The sequence below is a fragment of the Gemmiger sp. An50 genome, assembly GCF_002161595.1.
Lineage (GTDB): Bacteria > Bacillota > Clostridia > Oscillospirales > Ruminococcaceae > Allofournierella.
In genome coordinates, this window is sequence record NZ_NFID01000004.1 from 166,847 (window position 1) to 185,309 (window position 18,463).

Consider the following 18,463-nt stretch of genomic DNA (forward strand, 5'->3'; position numbering starts at 1 on the left):
TTGCCTCCTTGCACATCCCTAGAGCCCCCGGGCCGTGCGGTGAACCGCCTGCCCCGGCTGAATCGTTATTTTATATATTATATCATATCTGTGCCCACAAGGGGAACAAAAAATGAGAATTTGGACGGGAAAAGGCGAGTTGTGTCACTGGATGGCGAACTGGCTGTTGTAAAGCCGAGCGTAAAAGCCGCCCTTGGCCAGAAGCTCCCGGTGGGTACCCTGTTCTACGATGTGGCCCGCATCCATGACCAGAATCTGGTCTGCCGTCTGAATGGTGGAAAGCCGGTGCGCCACCACAAAGCTGGTGCGTCCCTCCATCAGCTGCTCGAAGGCCTGCTGCACCAGCATCTCGGTGCGGGTATCGATGTTGCTGGTGGCCTCGTCCAGAATGAGCATCTGGGGCCGGCACAGCAAAATGCGGGCGATGCACAGCAGCTGTTTTTGCCCGGCGGAAAGGTTGCCGCCGCCCGGGGCGATGAGGGTGTCGTAACCCTGGGGCAGGCGCTGGATGAAGCCATGGGCATGGGCGGCCTTGGCGGCCTGGATGATCTGTTCCATGGTGGCATCCGGCTTGCCGTAGGCGATGTTCTCCCGCACGGTGGCATTTTTCAGCCAGGTTTCCTGCAGTACCATGCCGTACATCCCCCGCAGAGCGCTGCGCTTGAGCTGCCGCGCCGGAACGTCGTCCACCAGAATCCGCCCGCTGTCCACCTCGTAAAAGCGCATCAGCAGATTGATGAGGGTGGTTTTACCGCAGCCGGTGGGCCCCACGATGGCGATGCGCTGGCCCGGCTCCACCTTCAGGCAGAGATTTTGGATCAGCGGAACGTCCTTCCGGTAGGAAAAATCCACCCGGTCCAGCTCCACCCGGCCGCTGCAGCGCTCGGGTTCCAGTGCGCCGGGCGCATCCGCCGGTTCCGGCTTCAGATCGATGGTCTGGAACAGGCGCTGGGCGCTGGCCATGGCGGTCTGCAGCTGGGTGAGCACGCTGGTGACCTCGTTGAAGGGCTTGGTGTACTGGTTGGCGTAGGTGAGAAAGGCGCTCAGGGTGCCCACACTCAGCGCGCCGCTCAGAGCGGCCAGACCGCCGAACACACCCACCGCGCCGTAAACGATGTTGTTCACAAAACGGGTGCCCGGGTTGGCTGCCGCCGAGTAGAACACCGCCCACAGGCTGGCGCTGCGCAGCTCCTCGTTGATCTGGTCGAAGGTTTCGCAGCACTGAGTCTCATGACCGAAGGCCTTCACCAGATCCTGGCCGTTCACCATCTCGTTCACATAAGCGGAAAGCTGGCCCTGGGCCGCGGCCTGCTTGCGGAACAGCGCATGGGTGCGGCTGGCCACAAAGCGGGCAAACAGGATGGACAGCGGGGTGACCAGCACCACCACCAGTGCGATGAAGGGGTTCAGATAAAACATGATGACCAGTACGCCCAGAATGGTGGCCGCGCCGGGCAGCAGCTGGGTAAGCCCCTGCAGCAGACCTTCGGACACCGCGTCCGTGTCGTTGACCAGGCGGCTGACCAGATCGCCGTGGGGCAGCTGGTCGATGGTGGAAATGGGGACCGCATTCAGGGCATTGAAGGCCTGCTGGCGCATGTCCTGTGCGGCAAGGGCGCTGATGCGGCGGATGCACACGTTCATTACCCACTGGAACCCCGCCGCCAGCAGGATGCACAGGGCCATCGCTGCCAGCAGAACGGCAAGATGCCGGAACTGCACAAGACCCGGGCCGATCAGGCAGTCGATGGCGCGGCCGATGAGCACCGGCGTCATCAGGGTGAAGGCTACCTGCAGCACTGCGGAAATGCAGCCCAGCACAAGGCTGCCCCGGTAGGGACGCAGGTAGGAAAAAATCCGTTTCAGAATCGAGCGCTTCATCGGGCACTCACCTCACTTTCCGGGTTTGCTTGCGGCACCAGTTTCTGAGAAACACAGATCTCCCGGTAGACCGGGCAGGTCTGCAGCAGCTCCTCATGGCTGCCCTGGCCCACGAGCCGGCCTTCGTCCATGACCAGGATGCGGTCCGCGTCCTTTACGGCCGAGGCACGCTGGCTGATGAGCAGCACCGTCATGCCGCCGGTGTCCTGCTTCAGGGCGCGGCGCAGCGCCGCGTCGGTGGCGAAATCCAGCGCGCTGGAGGAGTCGTCCAGAATCAGCAGTGAGGGCCGCTTTGCCAGAGCGCGGGCGATGGTCAGGCGCTGACGCTGGCCACCGGAAAAGTTTTTGCCGCCCTCCTCCACCGGAGTGTCCAGGCCTTCCGGCTTCTGCTGTACAAAGTCCCGGGCCTGGGCGGTGGTAAGTGCTGCCCACAAGGCATCATCGTCCGCCTGGGGTGCACCCAGCTGCAGGTTGCTGCGAATGGTGCCGGAAAACAGCTTCACGTTCTGAGGCACATAGCCGATCTTTTCCCGCAGGGATTCCAGCGGATAGCTGCGCAGGTCTTGGCCATCCAGCAGGATGCGGCCGCCGGTGACGTCGTAAAACCGCAAAATCAGGTTGGCCAGAGTGGTCTTGCCGCAGCCGGTGCCGCCGATCACGCCGATGGTCTGGCCCTGTTCGGCGGTGAAGCTCACTCCCTCCAGGGTGTTTTTTCCCGCGGGGCCCGCGTAGGAAAAATCCACCTGCTCAAAGGCCAAAAAGGCACTCTGCTCCCGGGTATGGGGGACGCTCTCACCTCGGATGCTGCTCTCGGTGGCCAGCAGGGCGCTCAACCGTTTGGCGCTGGCTGCAGCGCGGGTGAACTGAACGATCAGGTTGGCCAGCACGATCAGCGCCAGAAGGGTCTGGGTCATGTAGTTGACCATGGCGAACACATCGCCGCTGAGGATCAGCCCCCGGTCCGCAAAGCGGGCGCCGTACCACAGAATGGCCAGAATGGCAAAGTTGGCGATCACATAGGTGAGGGGATTCAGCGTGGCCGAAATGCGGCCCACCTGGATGGTGAGGGCGCTGTGGGCATCGCTGGCAGCAGCGAAATCCTTCTTCTCGCTTTCCTGGCGGGAAAAGGCCCGGATGACCCGGGCGCCCTCCAGGTTCTGGCCGGTCAGGGTGCCCAGCGTCTCCTGCCGCTGCTGGATGCGGGCGTAGTCCGGCAGGGTGCGCTTCATCACCTGATACAGCACCAGCACGATCAGCGGGGTGGAGATCAGGAAGATCAGCGCGATGCGGGCGTTCAGCACAAAGGCCATCACGATGGAACCGATGGCCAGAAAGGGGGCGCGGGTGGCAAGGCGGATGAACATGTTCACGCCGTTTTGCACCTGGTTCACATCGTTGGTGATGTGAGTGATCAGGCTGCCCGCGCCGATGGCGTCGGTCTCATGGCCGGAAAGGCTGAGGATGTGGCGGAAGACCTGGCGGCGCAGGGAAGCGCCGAACCCGAAGGCGGCCACGCTGGCGAAGTACTGGCAGGTGGTGGCTGCCGCGACGCCCAGTACCGCCAGCAAAAGAAGAAAAAGACCCTGCCGCAGCACATAGGCCCGGTCTCCGCCGGCAATGCCCACATCAATGATGTTGGCCATGAGCAGCGGGACCATGAGCTCCAGCACGGCTTCCAGCAATTTGAACAGGGGCCCGAGGATCAGCTGGGGGTAGTATCCCCGGAAATTGGTGCACAGTGCTTTCAAGCGATACGCTCCTTTGCAATAAAATAGGGCCGGGAAAAATCCGGCTTGTCCTTTATTATATAAGAAGAAACAAGAAAAGAAAAGCGAAGCGTCCGGCGGGCAGCAAAATGGATTACCCGGCGGATTTGTGATAAAATTTGTGGTAGATACAAAAAACGGGTCTTTTCCCGCAACAGAAAAGCGCCCGGAACGACAGGAGGAGAGCTGGATGAATCAAACACCCGCATTTCGCTTTGCAGAGGAGGGGGATACCCCGCTGATCCTGCAATTTATCCGGGAGCTGGCCGACTACGAGGGCATGCTCAGTGAGGTGGTGGCAGATGAGGCCACGCTGAAGGAATGGATCTTCCGCAAGCAGAAGGCGGAGGTGTTGTTTGTGTTGGCGGACGGCCGGGAGGTGGGCTTTGCGCTGTTCTTCCATAACTTCTCCACCTTCCTGGGCCGGGCCGGTTTATATCTGGAGGATCTGTATGTGAAGCCCGAGTACCGGGGCCGGGGCTACGGCAAGGCGATTCTGAAAAAGCTGGCTGCCATCGCGGTGGAGCGGGGATGCGGCCGCCTGGAATGGTGGTGCCTGGACTGGAACAGGCCCAGCATCGATTTTTATCTCTCGCTGGGGGCGCAGCCCATGGAGGACTGGACGGTCTATCGCATCACCGGCGATACATTGACGAGTCTGGCCCGGGAATGATTTGAACAAACAAAAATACCGCAGAAGCCGAAGCTTCTGCGGTATCCAAAGAAAAAGCTGTACTACTTTTTGTGAAAAGTGAAGAGTGAAAAGTGAATAAGTAAAAATCGGCAAGCACCTGACGGTGCTTGCCGATTTTTGGTCGGAGTGTAATTATAGGACTTGGAAAAATCCAGTCATATCAATGGTTTTGTATGCAACAAGCAAGGGGTTCTTATCCTAATTTCTTTTCAAAGCGGCTGGTGAGTTGTGATAAAAGGTTTTCCCGAATGATGTAACAATTATATCGTTCTGTTCTTCTGGGTTATCCATCATTTCGATCCAGACATTTCCGCCAAGCCGATTTTGATTTTGCAACAGCCCCAATGAGATTAAACGATCTACTTGATATAATTCCCTGTTTTGGATTTTCAGTCCGTCATTGATGGCGGCTTCAAATAAAATCTGATAGTCACTTATAAACATACGACGGTTGGCTTCCGACAACTCACAGAATTTTTCCCAAGAGATAGCGCCCTTAACATAAGCTGCATAGAAGCTACCTAAAACCTGAGATTGAATTTGTTCAACTTGGTTGCCTAAAATTATTAGAACTCGCCCAAGCTCTTTTTCTGCTTCTTTTGGATTTGTTTCGAGTTTTTCTCGATGTTCAGTTAACTTTTCTTGCGATATACTGCCTGAATTAAATTCTGTGATAAAGGCAAGAGTCTGTTTTATGAGGTTACGCTCATGAAGGTTATAACCGATTTTACAAATAGATGAAAGAGTGCTAACAACGGGAATTCCTTTTAGCACTTCATTGTCCAAGAGAGCATCAATCCCAATCTCGGCATATTCAGCAGCTATTTCATAGGTTGGAGAAAATAAAGTGTCTTTAAGGGCGGGAACTAACTCGCTCATATATACACCAGCTTTCAGTCAGATTAAAAATATATTACAATGTAATTGTAGCAATCAAGGAGGAAAAATCAAGAAATCTTTTTTGTATTACGCCGCCCAACGGGACCACGGACGGCGTTTCATATATTCCAATAAGAAGGGAGGGGACACCTACACAGGCCAGCCATCGGGCTGGCTTTTTCTATTTCACAACAAAGTCTGCAAATAAAAAGTCAACAGGGAATTGAGGAAAGTTTGCAACCTTAGTAGGAGGCGAAAGAGAGCAAAACAAAAAGACCGCCGCGCAAGCGCCGGTCAAATTGAAAGAGTATGGAAGTGGTTAATCAGCATTTTCCCGTAAAGCCAGATACTCCTTTACACGGCCATAGTAGATGCGTAGGAACTTGTTGGCGCCGGCTGTCATGTAAACCAGATAAGGTTTGCCCTCGGCTCGCTTCTTGTCCATAAAGCAGTACACCGGGTCGTCCGCAGGCATAGTTTTTAACAAGCAGTCCATGACCAGGAAGAGTGCTTTGCGCAGTTCTGGCGGACCGCTTTTGGAGGCTCTTGTACTCTTTGCCTCATGGGTGCCGGACTGGTCAGCTCCAGGGTCAACCCCCGCAAAAGCCGTAATGGCGTTTCTGTGGGTGAACCGAGTTACATCACCAAGTTCCGCCATAAGCTGCGGGCCAAGAGAATCTCCAACACCATGCATAGCCATGACTACGGGATATTCTGGGAGCTGGGCTGCCAAGGTACGCATTTCGGCCTTGAGCCGTTCCAGAGACGCAGAGACGGCGTTCAGCGCATCAATAGCCTGCCGGATCATCGTTTTGGTCAGGGCATCTTTGGGGAGCATGGCAATCAGATCTTGTGCTCCAGCATGGATCTCAACGGCTCGGCTCTGGCTGAAGTTGTAACCATGGCGCTTGCACCACTTGCGGTAGCGCTCGGTAAAGGCAGTAAGGCTCATATTCCGAACGCAGTCCACATGCCAAAAGGCCGTGGCAAAGTCCACCCATTTCTGACTGCCGTCCTCTCGGACGGGACTGTCAAACAGGGCATTGACACCGGGATAGGTCTGGTCCAGGAGCGCAATGAGATTGTTTTTCATCATCGTCTTGGTCTTGGAGTACAGCCCCTGCTGCCGGTTCAGCGTTTTCAGTTGCATTCGAATCGTGTCCATAGGAGTATGTTGGCGCAATTCCACCCAGTTGTCAAGCCCATAGCGGGCAATCTTCCTGGCATCCGCCTTGTCTGTTTTCACTTTGCGCAGGGTGTTGTTCCCGTAGTCCTTGATGAGCTTTGGATTGACCGCGCTGACAAAGATGCCCTGATCGTGGAGAAAGCGGGCCACCGGCTCATAGTACCGCCCGGTGTGCTCCATGACCACCCGTGTCTCACCATCCAAGCTTTTCAAGTAGTCTGCCAGCTCTTTGAGTTCACTGCCGGTGTGACCAACAGAAAACGGCTTTGCCACCACTTCCCCAAAGGGACGGAGAACAGACACCGTGCTCTTTCCCTTGGAAATATCAATCCCTGCCACATTGCTCATGTACAACGCTCCTCATCATGGATTTGTCTTTGGCGACCAACCATTTCATCATTGCCGATCCAATCTATTTGATGACACGGGCGCACCGGTGTGGCGGCTCAACCTGCATATGTCACCAATTTGGGGAAGTACAACGAAGGTGAGCTGGTAGGCGAATATCTGAAATTCCCCACGACACCCGAGGAGGTGCAGGCTCTCTTAAAGCGCATCGGCATTGACGGGGTGCGGTATGAGGAAATCTTCATCACCGACTTTGACGGGGATGTGCTGGGGCTTTACGACCACTTGGGCGAATATGAGAACATCGACGAGCTCAACCATCTGGCCTGCGTGATCTCCGAGCTGGATCAAGGCGATCTGGAGAAGTTTGAAGCGGTCATTGACAGCGGCGAATACACCGGCAGCGTGAAAGAGCTGATCAATCTGGCGCAAAATCTGGATTGCTTTGAGTTTTATCCGGGCGTGACAGACGATGAAACGCTGGGGCGCATCTATGTGGAGGACATGGAGGCCATCGATGTGCCGGAACACCTGCTCAACTATTTCGACTACGAGGCATACGGGCGGGATATTCGGCTCAACGAGGATGGGCATTACGCCCCTGGCGGCTATGTGCTGAACAATGGTGGCAGCTTCATTGAGCACTACCACGGGCGGGAGGACATTCCCGACGAACATAAGGTTTTCTCCATGCCCAAGCTCAACATCCGGGAGCAGATGGCCGCTTACAAAGCGGTCATAGACCGTTCCTCGCTGGAGGGAGAACGGCTACACCCGAGAAAGGAGGTGCCGGAGCGATAACAACACTTCGGGACAATTTGTCCCAAAGAAAGGGGTGGTTTGACTGATAGATGAAGATATTTCCCGGCGCACGATTGCCGTTTCCGTGAAGGCGTCCAAGCTGACCGCCCGGGGCCTTGCCTATGTGCTGAGGGCCATTGGCCGGAAAATCGCCAAGCACCACCGGGCCAAGCAGACGCCCCACGGTAAGCAGAGCGTGAAAAAGCTCATGGCCCACGGTGCATCGGCATCCAGCATCGAGCTGTCCGGCGATACCAAGCTGTTTGACCGGGTGGCCCGGAAATGGAATGTGGACTACGCCTTTTACAAAACCGGGCCGGACAAATATCTGCTGTTCTTCAAGGCTGGGCAGGCCGACGCCATGACCGCCTGTTTTTCTGAATACTCCCGCAAGGTACTGAACAAGTCCAAGTCCCGGCGCATCCCCATCCGGGATCAGCTCAAACGGGCGTCGGAGCAGCTTGCCCAGGAGCGGCCCCGTCCCAAAGAGCGGGTACAGGAGGTGGCTCATGCCGACAGATAAGATCCGAAAATACATTCTTCCCAACATTCCCTATCTGTTCATCGGCTGGGCTTGTCTGAAACTGGGGACGGCCTACCGTCTGGCGGCGGGGGCTGGGTTTGGTGAAAAGCTGCTGGGGCTGGGCCGGAGCATCGGCCCGGCCTTTGCAGACTTTGCGCCGGGGCTTGATCCCTTTGACTGGCTCATCGGCATTGTGGGTGCGGTGGGCTTTCGCCTGCTGATCTACTTCAAAAGCAAAAATGCCAAGAAGTACAGGCGGGACGAGGAATACGGCTCCGCCCGGTGGGGCACCGAAAAAGACATCAAGCCCTTTGTCGATCCCAAGTTTGAAAACAATATCATTCTCACCGGGACGGAGCTGCTCACCGTCAACACCCGGCCCAAAAATCCGGCCAACGCCCGCAACCTCAACGCCTGCGTCATCGGCTCGTCCGGCTCCGGCAAGACCCGGTTCTGGCTCACGCCCCAGCTGCTCCAGGCGCACAGCTCCTATGTGTGCGTCGATCCGAAAGGGGGTGTCCTCGGGCAAGTAGGCCACTTTCTCCAGCAGCGGGGGTATAAGATCAAGGTATTCAACAGCATAGATTTTTCAAAGTCCATGCACTATAACCCGCTGGCCTACATCAAGAACGAGGCGGACATCTTGAAGTTTGTAAACGCCCTGATCTCCAACACCAAGGGCGAGGGCAAAGAGGGCGATCCGTTCTGGACGAAGGCCGAAACACTTTTGTATTGCGCCCTGCTGGGGTACATCATTTTTGAGGGCTCCGGGGAGGAGCGCAACATGAATACGCTGGTTGACATGATCTCCGGCATGGAAGTCAAGGAGGATGACGAGGACTTTCTCAATGCCGTGGACTATATGTTCAAGGGGCTGGAACAGCGCAAGCCGGATTGCTTTGCGGTGAAACAGTATAAGAAGTACAAGCTGGCCAGCGGCAAAACCGCAAAAAGCATTTTGATTTCCTGCGGCTCCCGTCTGGCCCCCTTTGACATCCCCCAGCTCCGGGAGATCATGTCCTATGACGAGCTGGAGCTTGACCGCATGGGCGACAGGCGCACGGCCACTTTCTTCTGTATCAGCGACACCGATAGCACCTACAATTTTCTGGTGGCGCTGGCCTTTTCGCAGATGTTCAATCTTCTGTGTGAACGGGCGGACAATGTTCACGGGGGCCGCCTGCCCCATCATGTGCGGGTGCTGTGGGACGAGGCGGCCAACACGGGACAGGTGCCAAACCTTGAAAAGCTGGTGGCCGTGATCCGCTCCCGGGAGGTCAGTCTGACCCTCTTTTATCAGCAGTTGGCCCAATGTAAGGCCATCTATGACAAGAACGCTGAAACCATCCTCGGCAACATGGACAGCGTGATTTTTCTCGGCGGGCGGGAAAGCTCCACCATCAAGGAGATTTCCGAAAACTGGCTGGGCAAGGCCACGATCTCCATGCAGACGGATGGCCGGACACGGGGCCAGTCGGAAAGTTACAGCCAAAATAACCAACGGCTGGGCCGGGAGCTGATGACCCCCAGCGAACTTGCCACCATGCCCGGTGACAGGTGCATCTTGCAGCTCCGGGGCCTGCCCCCGTTCTATTCCAAGAAGTACGATTTGAAGCAGCACCCCAACTACAAGTACACGGCGGAGGCCGACAAACAGAAAAACGCCTTTTCCCTCGACAAGCTCATTAACCGCCGCAGGCGGCCCGGGCTGGCCGAGGAATGTGAGGTGTACGAGGCGACCGTGCCGGACGAGGCGCTCACAGACGAGGACGAGGACATCCTCAACTATGACGATCTCGATGACCCGGACGCCTTTGTATAAATAGCACTTCGGGACAAATTGTCCCAAGGTGCGGCAAGCGCCGCCTATGTGGGCGGCTTTTTTCATGTCCGGGTATTCCCCGGAGAAAGGGAGGCTATATGCAGTTTTTCACTTCTGCTATCAACACTTTGCAGACCCTCGTTGTTGCCCTCGGCGCTGGCCTTGGCGTGTGGGGCGTGGTGAATTTGCTGGAGGGCTACGGCTCGGACAATCCCGGTGCCAATGCTCATGTACGGTAAAGAAGCAAGCAACCGAAAACAATAGATAGACCGCCAGCACTACACTATTCCGAACCAAAGACCAAAAGATAAGCATTTTGAGAAAATCTAAACTTTTGGATTTTCCTACAATGCCGACTACGGCGGAATCCCTCCCACTCCTTATATATTTCTTTCTGTATACATTGAATTTGTATTTAGTAAAATGCAGACAACACCACGGATCGGCTTTTGGCTGGACAATTCCAACCAAACACCGCAGCAGACAGTAGAAACCATTCTGAACGTTAGGAAGCCGGTATGATTGTTACATATAAGGGGAAGAAAAATTTCTTTTAGATACTTGTTTTCCTAAAACTGATGTGATATAATAATTCAATTCCAGAAAAGGAGTAAAAAATATGCGGCAAGGTATTCTTAAATAAAACTATAATCAAATAGTGGGAACAAAGGATTATGATAGTCCCTTTTGTAGGGGCTTAGTTTTTTGTACCCAATTTAAGAATACTTTTGCCTTATCAATTTTGACATATCCCCAAAAACAGCACTCACAAACAGGTGTATGCTGTATATGTGTATGTCCGCAAATTATCATCCCCAGTGGTAAAAGTATTTTACTGCTGGGGATTTTTATGCCCTTCGGGGCAGTAAAGGGAGGACAATCACATGAAAATAATCAATATTGGAATTCTTGCCCATGTAGACGCTGGAAAGACGACCTTGACGGAGAGCCTGCTATATGCCAGCGGAGCCATTTCAGAACCGGGGAGCGTCGAAAAAGGGACAACGAGGACGGACACCATGTTTTTGGAGCGGCAGCGTGGGATTACCATTCAAGCGGCAGTCACTTCCTTCCAGTGGCACAGATGTAAAGTCAACATTGTGGATACGCCCGGCCACATGGATTTTTTGGCGGAGGTGTACCGCTCTTTGGCTGTTTTAGATGGGGCCATCTTGGTGATCTCCGCTAAAGATGGCGTGCAGGCCCAGACCCGTATTCTGTTCCATGCCCTGCGGAAAATGAACATTCCCACCGTTATCTTTATCAACAAGATCGACCAGGCTGGCGTTGATTTGCAGAGCGTGGTTCAGTCTGTTCGGGATAAGCTCTCCGCCGATATTATCATCAAGCAGACGGTGTCGCTGTCCCCGGAAATAGTCCTGGAGGAAAATACCGACATAGAAGCATGGGATGCGGTCATCGAAAATAACGATAAATTATTGGAAAAGTATATCGCAGGAGAACCAATCAGCCGGGAAAAACTTGTGCGGGAGGAACAGCGGCGGGTTCAAGACGCCTCCCTGTTCCCGGTCTATTATGGCAGCGCCAAAAAGGGCCTTGGCATTCAACCGTTGATGGATGCGGTGACAGGGCTGTTCCAACCGATTGGGGAACAGGGGAGCGCCGCCCTATGCGGCAGCGTTTTCAAGGTGGAGTATACAGATTGCGGCCAGCGGCGTGTCTATCTACGGCTATACAGCGGAACGCTGCGCCTGCGGGATACGGTGGCCCTGGCCGGGAGAGAAAAGCTGAAAATCACAGAGATGCGTATTCCATCCAAAGGGGAAATTGTTCGGACAGACACCGCTTATCCGGGTGAAATTGTTATCCTTCCCAGCGACAGCGTGAGGTTAAACGATGTATTAGGGGACCCAACCCGGCTCCCTCGTAAAAGGTGGCGTGAGGACCCCCTCCCCATGCTGCGGACGTCGATTGCGCCGAAAACGGCAGCGCAAAGAGAACGGCTGCTGGACGCTCTTACGCAACTTGCGGATACTGACCCGCTTTTGCGCTGCGAGGTGGATTCCATCACCCATGAGATCATTCTTTCTTTTTTGGGCCGGGTGCAGTTGGAGGTTGTTTCCGCTTTGCTGTCGGAAAAATACAAGCTTGAAACAGTGGTAAAGGAACCCACCGTCATTTATATGGAGCGGCCGCTCAAAGCAGCCAGCCACACCATCCATATCGAGGTGCCGCCCAACCCGTTTTGGGCATCCATCGGACTGTCTGTTACACCACTCCCGCTTGGCTCCGGTGTACAATACGAGAGCCGGGTTTCGCTGGGATACTTGAACCAGAGTTTTCAAAACGCTGTCAGGGATGGTATCCGTTACGGGCTGGAGCAGGGCTTGTTCGGCTGGAACGTAACGGACTGTAAGATTTGCTTTGAATACGGGCTTTATTACAGTCCGGTCAGCACGCCGGCGGACTTCCGCTCATTGGCCCCGATTGTATTGGAACAGGCATTGAAGGAATCAGGGACGCAACTGCTGGAACCTTATCTCTCCTTCACCCTCTATGCGCCCCGGGAATATCTTTCCAGGGCTTATCATGATGCACCGAAATACTGTGCCACCATCGAAACGGTCCAGGTAAAAAAGGATGAAGTTGTCTTTACTGGCGAGATTCCCGCCCGCTGTATACAGGCATACCGTACTGATCTGGCCTTTTACACCAACGGGCAGAGCGTATGCCTTACAGAACTGAAAGGGTATCAGGCCGCTGTCGGCAAGCCAGTCATCCAGCCCCGCCGTCCAAACAGCCGCCTGGACAAGGTGCGCTATATGTTTCAGAAGATAATGTAACGTCTTGCGCAATGCAAGCGTTCATTGCTGGCTATTGCGAAATATCATTGATAAAATCAGTATCAGAGAGGAGAAACTATTTTGAACCAGGAACAGACGAATATTACAACAGGAAAGCAAATACGTCATCTGCGAACACAATTGGGAATGACACAGGAAGAACTAGCCGGGGAATTGAATGTTACCCGGCAGGCACTATCGAATTGGGAGAGAGATGTTAATGAACCCGATTTAAATATGTTGAAAAAAATTTGCTTTCTTTTTGGAGTCAACATGGACGATTTTGCGAAGGAGGTAATAACAAAGATGGAAACATATGAAAAAAAGGAGAAACGACAATTTAATAAGTACGATATGGCAATTGGACTTTTTTATGGTGTTGGTATATTTCTTGGCATTGGTATTTTCTTTGTTGGCGGTTTTATGACAATGTCAGGTGCAGGGTGGGGAGCATCACTATTTGGCGGTGGCTGTTTTTCTCTTGTATTTGGCTTGATATGCCATGCAGTTATTACATTGAGAAGAAATGACAAATGATGACATATCCTGCTTTCTATACTTTTCGGTAATACCGAGTAAAAAAAGCCGCTGCTTTTGGCTTTCCAATAGCGGCGGCTTAATGCAAGCGGCGGCAAAGGGAAATATCCTTTGAATACCTTACAGAAGAAAAGTTTTGCAGCATTACAAAAATAAAAGCCTATACCATTTTGGAAAGAAAAGATACATAATAGTCAAGACGACAACAATCAGAAGTTATGGAGGGTAACAATGGAATATAGTAAGGAAGATTTAATGGAAGCAAAAAAGCAAATTTTGGGAGTGGGAGAGAACATGGGAACAGAGGAAAGTAAAAAAATCTGGGAGGAGAACGCACAATTTTGGGATAATGCAATGGGTGACGAATCTAATGAATTTCACAGAGAGGTAGTGCGCCCCAAAGTAACGGAACTTCTATCTCCTAATCCTGCGGATTACATTTTGGATATTGCGTGTGGCAATGGAAATTATTCTTCGTATCTTGCACAAAGAGGTGCTTCGGTTGTCGCTTTTGATTACAGCAAAAAAATGATAGAATTGGCTAAAAGACGGCAATCACAATATGCAAAACAAATTGAATTTTGTGTGGCGGATGCGACCGATAGAAAAAGTATATTAGAATTAAAAAGAAATCGAGCCTTTACGAAAGCAGTTTCTAATATGGCAATTATGGATATTACGGACATTGAACCACTTCTTATGGCTGTTTATGAACTGTTGCAGGAAAGCGGAATTTTTGTCTTTGCAACGCAACACCCTTGTTTTGTCACGTTGACTGAAAAATATATGACACCGCACAGTTACTATGATATAGCGATTGAAGGGCAACCGAAAGAGCAGATTTATTATCATCGTTCCATACAAGATATTTTTAACCTTTGTTTTAGAGCTGGATTTGTCATTGATGGATTTTATGAAGAATGTTTCAAAACCAACAAAGAAATTCCTATGGTAATGATAGTAAGGCTTAAGAAGGTAAAACGTGATAGCTTAAAATAAATTCAAGTTTGTCGGGTAAATAGCAAACCCAGCCGAGCCAGTCAACGATAAAATGAACGCCGCTTCGCGCCGTCGTTGACAGCCCCGCCCGTCTTTGCTGGTAGGCAATCAAGGGGCGACAGCAAGGAGTACTGCCGCCCCGCACTATTATTCAGAGAGGGGGAATTTCCATGACCGAAGATGAAGCCTACAAGGTGCATATCCAGTACACATTCAATGCCTTTTGCAAGGTAGTCATTCGTCACGCAGCCATAGATAAAATCTTGAAGCTGCGCCGGAGGTGGGAACGGGAAGTTTCCCTTGATTATCTGATGAGTGAAAAGTTTGTCCAGCTTGCCGAGCCGGAGTAGCTTGAAGAATATCTTTTTACCGCCTGCGGCCAGACCGCCGTTCTGTATCATGCGGAGCTTGCCGCCGCCCTTGCCCTTTTGCCGGAGCAGACGCAGGAAGAAATTTTTCGTTACTATTTCCTGCGCCAGCCGCAGCGAGTGATCGGCGTACATATTGGCCGGACACGCAGCACAGCGGGGCGGCATATCCGGCTTGCCTTGCAGCGGTTAAGGCGGCTCATGGAGGGAAATGACTATGAGTAAACTTCTCCCCTATGAAACAATCGTCAAAGCCCATGAGGGCGACCCGGACGCAATCGACACCATTCTTTCCCACTATGCCGGATATATCCGCTACTGTTCCAAAGTACACGGGAAAGTCAACGCCGAAGTTGAGGAACATATAAAGCAACAGCTCATTGCCGCCCTGTTCAAATTTCGCTTTGACCGATAAACAAAGAACAAACACTGGCTGTCATTAGCGGTTTCACTCCAGCCAGTTTACAATTCATCTATTCCTAAAGGAAGCAGGTCATAGTATAATAGAACCAACGACAAATATACTTTTAGGGGAGATATAGCAATATGAAAAGTAATAAATACTTAACTATTGGCTTATTAACAGGATTTATTGTCGGTGGTTGCATAGGTGTGTTGGCATGGGCGTTTTTGCAAAATCTTTTTGCTATTTCTATTTGTGCAGGTATCGGAATGTTGATTGGAATTGTTATAGGTACATTGATTGATTATGAAAAAAATAATCATCAAGAGAAATAGAAAAAATGCACAATGCCTTAAAGGGAAAACAGGAATTTATTGTGCTATCCATCATCGGGCCAACCTGACCTGAACTTTCAAAACTGAATATCCACCGCCCATCGGCGGCCAGCGAAAGCAGTAAGTCTGAAAAAGATTTGCTGCTTTTTTCTTTATCCGTTTGGCAAAATCGCAAAGTCATCCGTAGTAGGTAGGTGAAGCCGGAAACAAAAAATTTTCTGCGGCGGTAGCCAAATCTGCATTTTCTGTATTTCTAAGGCAAAGGAAAATTTGAGAAAATTCCCGGCAAGCGGGTAGCTGGCGGCCTTTGAAATGTATCTTTAGCGGAAAGAAAGAACTGCGGGTAAAAATCGCCCCACGCCGTAAGATTTTTGCAGAAATCCGGCCAAAACAGGCGGCAGCTATACGAGTAGTAAGTGCAAGGGGAAATCTACGGCTTACTTAGAGCAAGTTTCTACCACGGTGCCAAAATCCGCAATTCTGCGGTTTTGCCCCTCGCGGGAAACTTGTTGGGGAGTGCCTTCCCCAAACCCTGCTATGCGGCTTACGCCGCAAAAATATTTCTGTCCGGCAGACAGGAAATGCCCCGAAAATAGCTAACAGACCAGCCCATTTTTTGTGATAAGTGAAAGGAGGTTTACAGCCCATGCCGAAGCGATACAACACCCCCCACCGCAGCCATGTTGTGAAAACCCGGCTGACCGATGAAGAATACGCCGACTTCACAGAACGGCTTGCGCCCTATGGTATCAGTCAGTCCGAATTTCTCCGGCAGGCCATCCGGCGCACTACCATACGCCCCGTACTCCATGTGTCGTCAGTCAATGACGAGCTGCTCTCCGCTGTCGGGAAGCTCACAGCCGAGTACGGCAGGATTGGCGGCAATCTCAACCAGATTGCCCGCACCCTCAACGAGTGGCATAGCCCCTACCCGGCTATGGCAAAGGAATTGCGGGAAGCGGCCGCCGACCTTGCCGCCCTCAAGTATGAAGTCCTAAAGAAAGTAGGTGACGCCGTTGGCAACACTCAAGCATTTAGGCTCTAAGAACGCCGACTACGGAGCCGCCGAACAATACCTGCTCTTTGAGCATGACGAATTTACTATGAAGCCCGTCCTTGATGAAAACGGCAGGCTTATCCCCCGTGAGGATTATCGCTTGTCCACGCTGAACTGCGGCGGCGAGGATTTTGCCGTTGCGTGTATGCGCTCCAATCTCCGCTATGAGAAAAATCAGCGGCGGGAGGATGTGAAAAGCCACCACTATATCATCAGCTTTGACCCACGGGACGGGCCGGACAACGGCCTGACCGTAGACCGGGCGCAGGCGTTGGGGGAGCAATTCTGTAAAGAGCATTTCCCCGGCCATCAGGCCCTTGTCTGCACCCACCCGGACGGGCATAACCACAGCGGCAACATCCATGTGCATATCGTCATTAACAGCCTGCGGATAGAGGAAGTGCCGTTCCTGCCCTACATGGACAGGCCAGCGGACACGAAAGCCGGGTGCAAGCACCGCTGCACCGACGCAGCCCTACGCTACTTCAAGTCCGAGGTCATGGAGATGTGCCACCGGGAAGGACTTTACCAAATCGACCTCTTGAACGGCAGCAAGAACCGTGTCACAGACCGGGAATATTGGGCGCAGAAAAAGGGACAGGCCGCACTGGACAAGCAGAACGCCCCCATGATTGCAGGCGGTATCACGCCCCGGCAGACCAAGTTTGAAACGAACAAGGAGAAGCTGCGGCAGACCCTACGGAAAGCCCTTGCCACCGCTGCCAGCTTTGACGAGTTTTCCTCTCTGCTGTTGCGGGAGGGTGTGACCGTCAAGGAGAGCCGGGGGCGGCTGTCCTACCTCACGCCAGACAGGACGAAGCCTATCACCGCCCGGAAGCTGGGCGGCGACTTTGACCGCACCGCCGTCCTTGCCGTTTTGGAGCAGAACGCCCAGAGGGGCGTAACGGTTCGCTACACCCCGCAGCACCAAGCCGCCAGAGCCGCCGAACAGACCGCAGCCATACCCGAATACCTACACGCCGGGAAAGGCCGCTTACAGGGCGAAAAGACAGGGAAAATCGACCCCAGACAGGACAGTGTGCAGCGGCTTGTGGACATTGAGCAGAAGATGGCCGAGGGCAAGGGCAAAGGCTATGAACGATGGGCGAAGATACACAATCTGAAACAGGCCGCCAAGACCCTGACCATCTACCAACAGTACGGCTTTTCTTCCCCGGAACAGCTTGAAGCCGCCGTTGCTACCGCCTATCAGGAAATGCGCCAGACCAGCGGCGAACTGAAAGCACTGGAAACGAAGCTGCAAGGGAAAAGGGAGTTGCGGCAACAGGTACTTGCCTATGCCAAGACCAAGCCCATCCGCGAGGGGCTGAAAGCGCAGAAATCCGAGAAAGCCCGCGCCGCATACCGCCAGGCAAACGAGAGCGATTTTATCATAGCCGAAGCCGCCGCCCGGTATTTCAAGGCACAGGGGCTTACCAAGCTGCCCGGCCGAAAAGCGTTGCAGGCCGAGATCGAGCAGCTTATCTCCGAGAAAGACGGCCTGTACAACACCTATCACGAACAGAAGCAGCGGTTCAGGGAGTTGCAGACCGTCAAGCGGAACATCGACCAGATTTTGCGCCGGGAAGAGCCGCACCGCAGAAAGGAGCAGAGCCATGAACGATAAGCCGTCCCGCATGGACTACCGCCAGCACCAGGCAGCCCGCCGCCTTGTGCATGAGTGCTGTAACTACGACGAGGGGAACTGCCTGCTGTTAGACGACGGGGAGCCTTGCGTGTGCGTCCAGAGCATTTCCTATTCCCTCATGTGCCGCTGGTTCCGTGTGGCTGTCCTGCCCCTTGACGGGGAGCTGGCCGCAGCCCTCTTGTACCGGGGGAGCCGGAAACGCTGCGCGGTCTGCGGGGCGGCCTTTGTCCCCAAATCCAACCGGGGGAAATACTGCCCCGGCTGCGCCGGGTGCATGAAGAAACGCAAAGCCGCCGAGAGAAAGCGGAAACAAAGGCAGAAATGTCACGCTTTAGAGCCTTTCAAACCCGCATAAATCAAGGCTTTTTTCGTGGGTGTCAAAGGGTATGCGATACATTTATCCTTTCCCCCC

At 53.2% G+C, this 18,463-nt stretch carries 17 protein-coding genes and 1 pseudogene; 13 read left to right on the plus strand and 5 right to left on the minus strand.

Going from position 1 to position 18,463, the window contains the following annotated elements; genetic code table 11:
- Positions 1 to 144: 144 nt before the first annotated feature.
- A complete protein-coding gene (locus B5G03_RS05925; protein ID WP_087180838.1) occupies positions 145 to 1,881 on the minus strand; it encodes an ABC transporter ATP-binding protein in 1,737 nt (578 codons plus the stop codon).
- Positions 1,878 to 3,629, minus strand: coding sequence for an ABC transporter ATP-binding protein (locus B5G03_RS05930; RefSeq protein WP_087180839.1), 1,752 nt, complete (start codon positions 3,627 to 3,629; stop codon positions 1,878 to 1,880). Before B5G03_RS05930 ends, B5G03_RS05925 begins: the two co-directional genes overlap by 4 nt.
- Before the next feature lie 208 nt (positions 3,630 to 3,837).
- Between B5G03_RS05930 and B5G03_RS05935 the strand changes: the two genes are divergently transcribed.
- On the plus strand, positions 3,838 to 4,320 hold the full coding sequence (locus tag B5G03_RS05935) for a GNAT family N-acetyltransferase (protein WP_087180840.1): 483 nt from the start codon (positions 3,838 to 3,840) through the stop codon (positions 4,318 to 4,320).
- Between the two features lie 219 nt (positions 4,321 to 4,539).
- Here B5G03_RS05935 and B5G03_RS05940 read toward each other — a convergent pair whose 3' ends face one another.
- Both B5G03_RS05940 and B5G03_RS05945 read right to left on the minus strand, forming a co-directional pair.
- Positions 4,540 to 5,220 (minus strand): hypothetical protein, encoded by a 681-nt coding sequence (locus B5G03_RS05940; protein WP_087180841.1) that lies wholly within the window; start codon positions 5,218 to 5,220, stop codon positions 4,540 to 4,542.
- Between the two features lie 319 nt (positions 5,221 to 5,539).
- Positions 5,540 to 6,754, minus strand: a complete 1,215-nt coding sequence (locus B5G03_RS05945; RefSeq protein WP_058963745.1) for an IS110 family RNA-guided transposase — start codon at positions 6,752 to 6,754, stop codon at positions 5,540 to 5,542.
- Positions 6,755 to 6,844: 90 nt separating this feature from the next.
- Here B5G03_RS05945 and B5G03_RS05950 point away from each other — a divergent pair, with 90 nt between their 5' ends.
- The 7 genes and pseudogenes from B5G03_RS05950 to B5G03_RS05980 all read left to right on the plus strand — a co-directional run bounded on the left by B5G03_RS05950 (position 6,845) and on the right by B5G03_RS05980 (position 14,240).
- Complete coding sequence (locus B5G03_RS05950) at positions 6,845 to 7,555, plus strand: antirestriction protein ArdA (protein ID WP_087180842.1); 711 nt, start codon at positions 6,845 to 6,847, stop codon at positions 7,553 to 7,555.
- 85 nt (positions 7,556 to 7,640) lie between these two features.
- Positions 7,641 to 8,078, plus strand: a complete 438-nt coding sequence (locus B5G03_RS05955; RefSeq protein ID WP_368182656.1) for a PcfB family protein — start codon at positions 7,641 to 7,643, stop codon at positions 8,076 to 8,078.
- Positions 8,065 to 9,900, plus strand: a complete 1,836-nt coding sequence (locus B5G03_RS05960) for a VirD4-like conjugal transfer protein, CD1115 family (protein ID WP_087180844.1) — start codon at positions 8,065 to 8,067, stop codon at positions 9,898 to 9,900. Before B5G03_RS05955 ends, B5G03_RS05960 begins: the two co-directional genes overlap by 14 nt.
- Before the next feature lie 98 nt (positions 9,901 to 9,998).
- Positions 9,999 to 10,127 (plus strand): annotated as a pseudogene (locus B5G03_RS05965) (Maff2 family mobile element protein); the annotation flags it as partial.
- Positions 10,128 to 10,784: 657 nt separating this feature from the next.
- On the plus strand, positions 10,785 to 12,704 hold the full coding sequence (gene tet(W) / locus B5G03_RS05970; protein ID WP_000691721.1) for a tetracycline resistance ribosomal protection protein Tet(W): 1,920 nt from the start codon (positions 10,785 to 10,787) through the stop codon (positions 12,702 to 12,704).
- Positions 12,705 to 12,785: 81 nt separating this feature from the next.
- On the plus strand, positions 12,786 to 13,241 hold the full coding sequence (locus B5G03_RS05975; protein WP_001071126.1) for an XRE family transcriptional regulator: 456 nt from the start codon (positions 12,786 to 12,788) through the stop codon (positions 13,239 to 13,241).
- A gap of 231 nt (positions 13,242 to 13,472) precedes the next feature.
- A complete protein-coding gene (locus B5G03_RS05980; RefSeq protein WP_000456787.1) occupies positions 13,473 to 14,240 on the plus strand; it encodes a class I SAM-dependent methyltransferase in 768 nt (255 codons plus the stop codon).
- A 41-nt stretch (positions 14,241 to 14,281) separates the two neighbouring features.
- Here B5G03_RS05980 and B5G03_RS18140 read toward each other — a convergent pair whose 3' ends face one another.
- Entirely contained in the window at positions 14,282 to 14,743 is a 462-nt protein-coding gene (locus B5G03_RS18140) for a hypothetical protein (RefSeq protein WP_021659603.1), read from the minus strand.
- Between the two features lie 82 nt (positions 14,744 to 14,825).
- On the opposite strand from B5G03_RS18140, the gene B5G03_RS05990 reads away from it, so the two are divergent.
- From B5G03_RS05990 to B5G03_RS06010, 5 genes are all read left to right on the plus strand, one after another.
- On the plus strand, positions 14,826 to 15,023 hold the full coding sequence (locus B5G03_RS05990) for a helix-turn-helix domain-containing protein (protein WP_001909500.1): 198 nt from the start codon (positions 14,826 to 14,828) through the stop codon (positions 15,021 to 15,023).
- 131 nt (positions 15,024 to 15,154) lie between these two features.
- Complete coding sequence (locus B5G03_RS17810) at positions 15,155 to 15,346, plus strand: hypothetical protein (RefSeq protein ID WP_000841357.1); 192 nt, start codon at positions 15,155 to 15,157, stop codon at positions 15,344 to 15,346.
- Between the two features lie 646 nt (positions 15,347 to 15,992).
- Positions 15,993 to 16,391, plus strand: a complete 399-nt coding sequence (locus tag B5G03_RS06000; protein ID WP_001126628.1) for a plasmid mobilization protein — start codon at positions 15,993 to 15,995, stop codon at positions 16,389 to 16,391.
- Entirely contained in the window at positions 16,363 to 18,030 is a 1,668-nt protein-coding gene (locus tag B5G03_RS06005) for a relaxase/mobilization nuclease domain-containing protein (RefSeq protein WP_009249723.1), read from the plus strand. Before B5G03_RS06000 ends, B5G03_RS06005 begins: the two co-directional genes overlap by 29 nt.
- Positions 18,020 to 18,406 carry a cysteine-rich VLP domain-containing protein gene (locus tag B5G03_RS06010; protein ID WP_000998386.1) on the plus strand — a complete coding sequence of 129 codons (387 nt, stop codon included), beginning with the start codon at positions 18,020 to 18,022 and terminating at the stop codon, positions 18,404 to 18,406. The genes B5G03_RS06005 and B5G03_RS06010 overlap by 11 nt, the downstream gene beginning before the upstream one ends.
- The last annotated feature ends 57 nt before the right edge of the window (positions 18,407 to 18,463 follow it).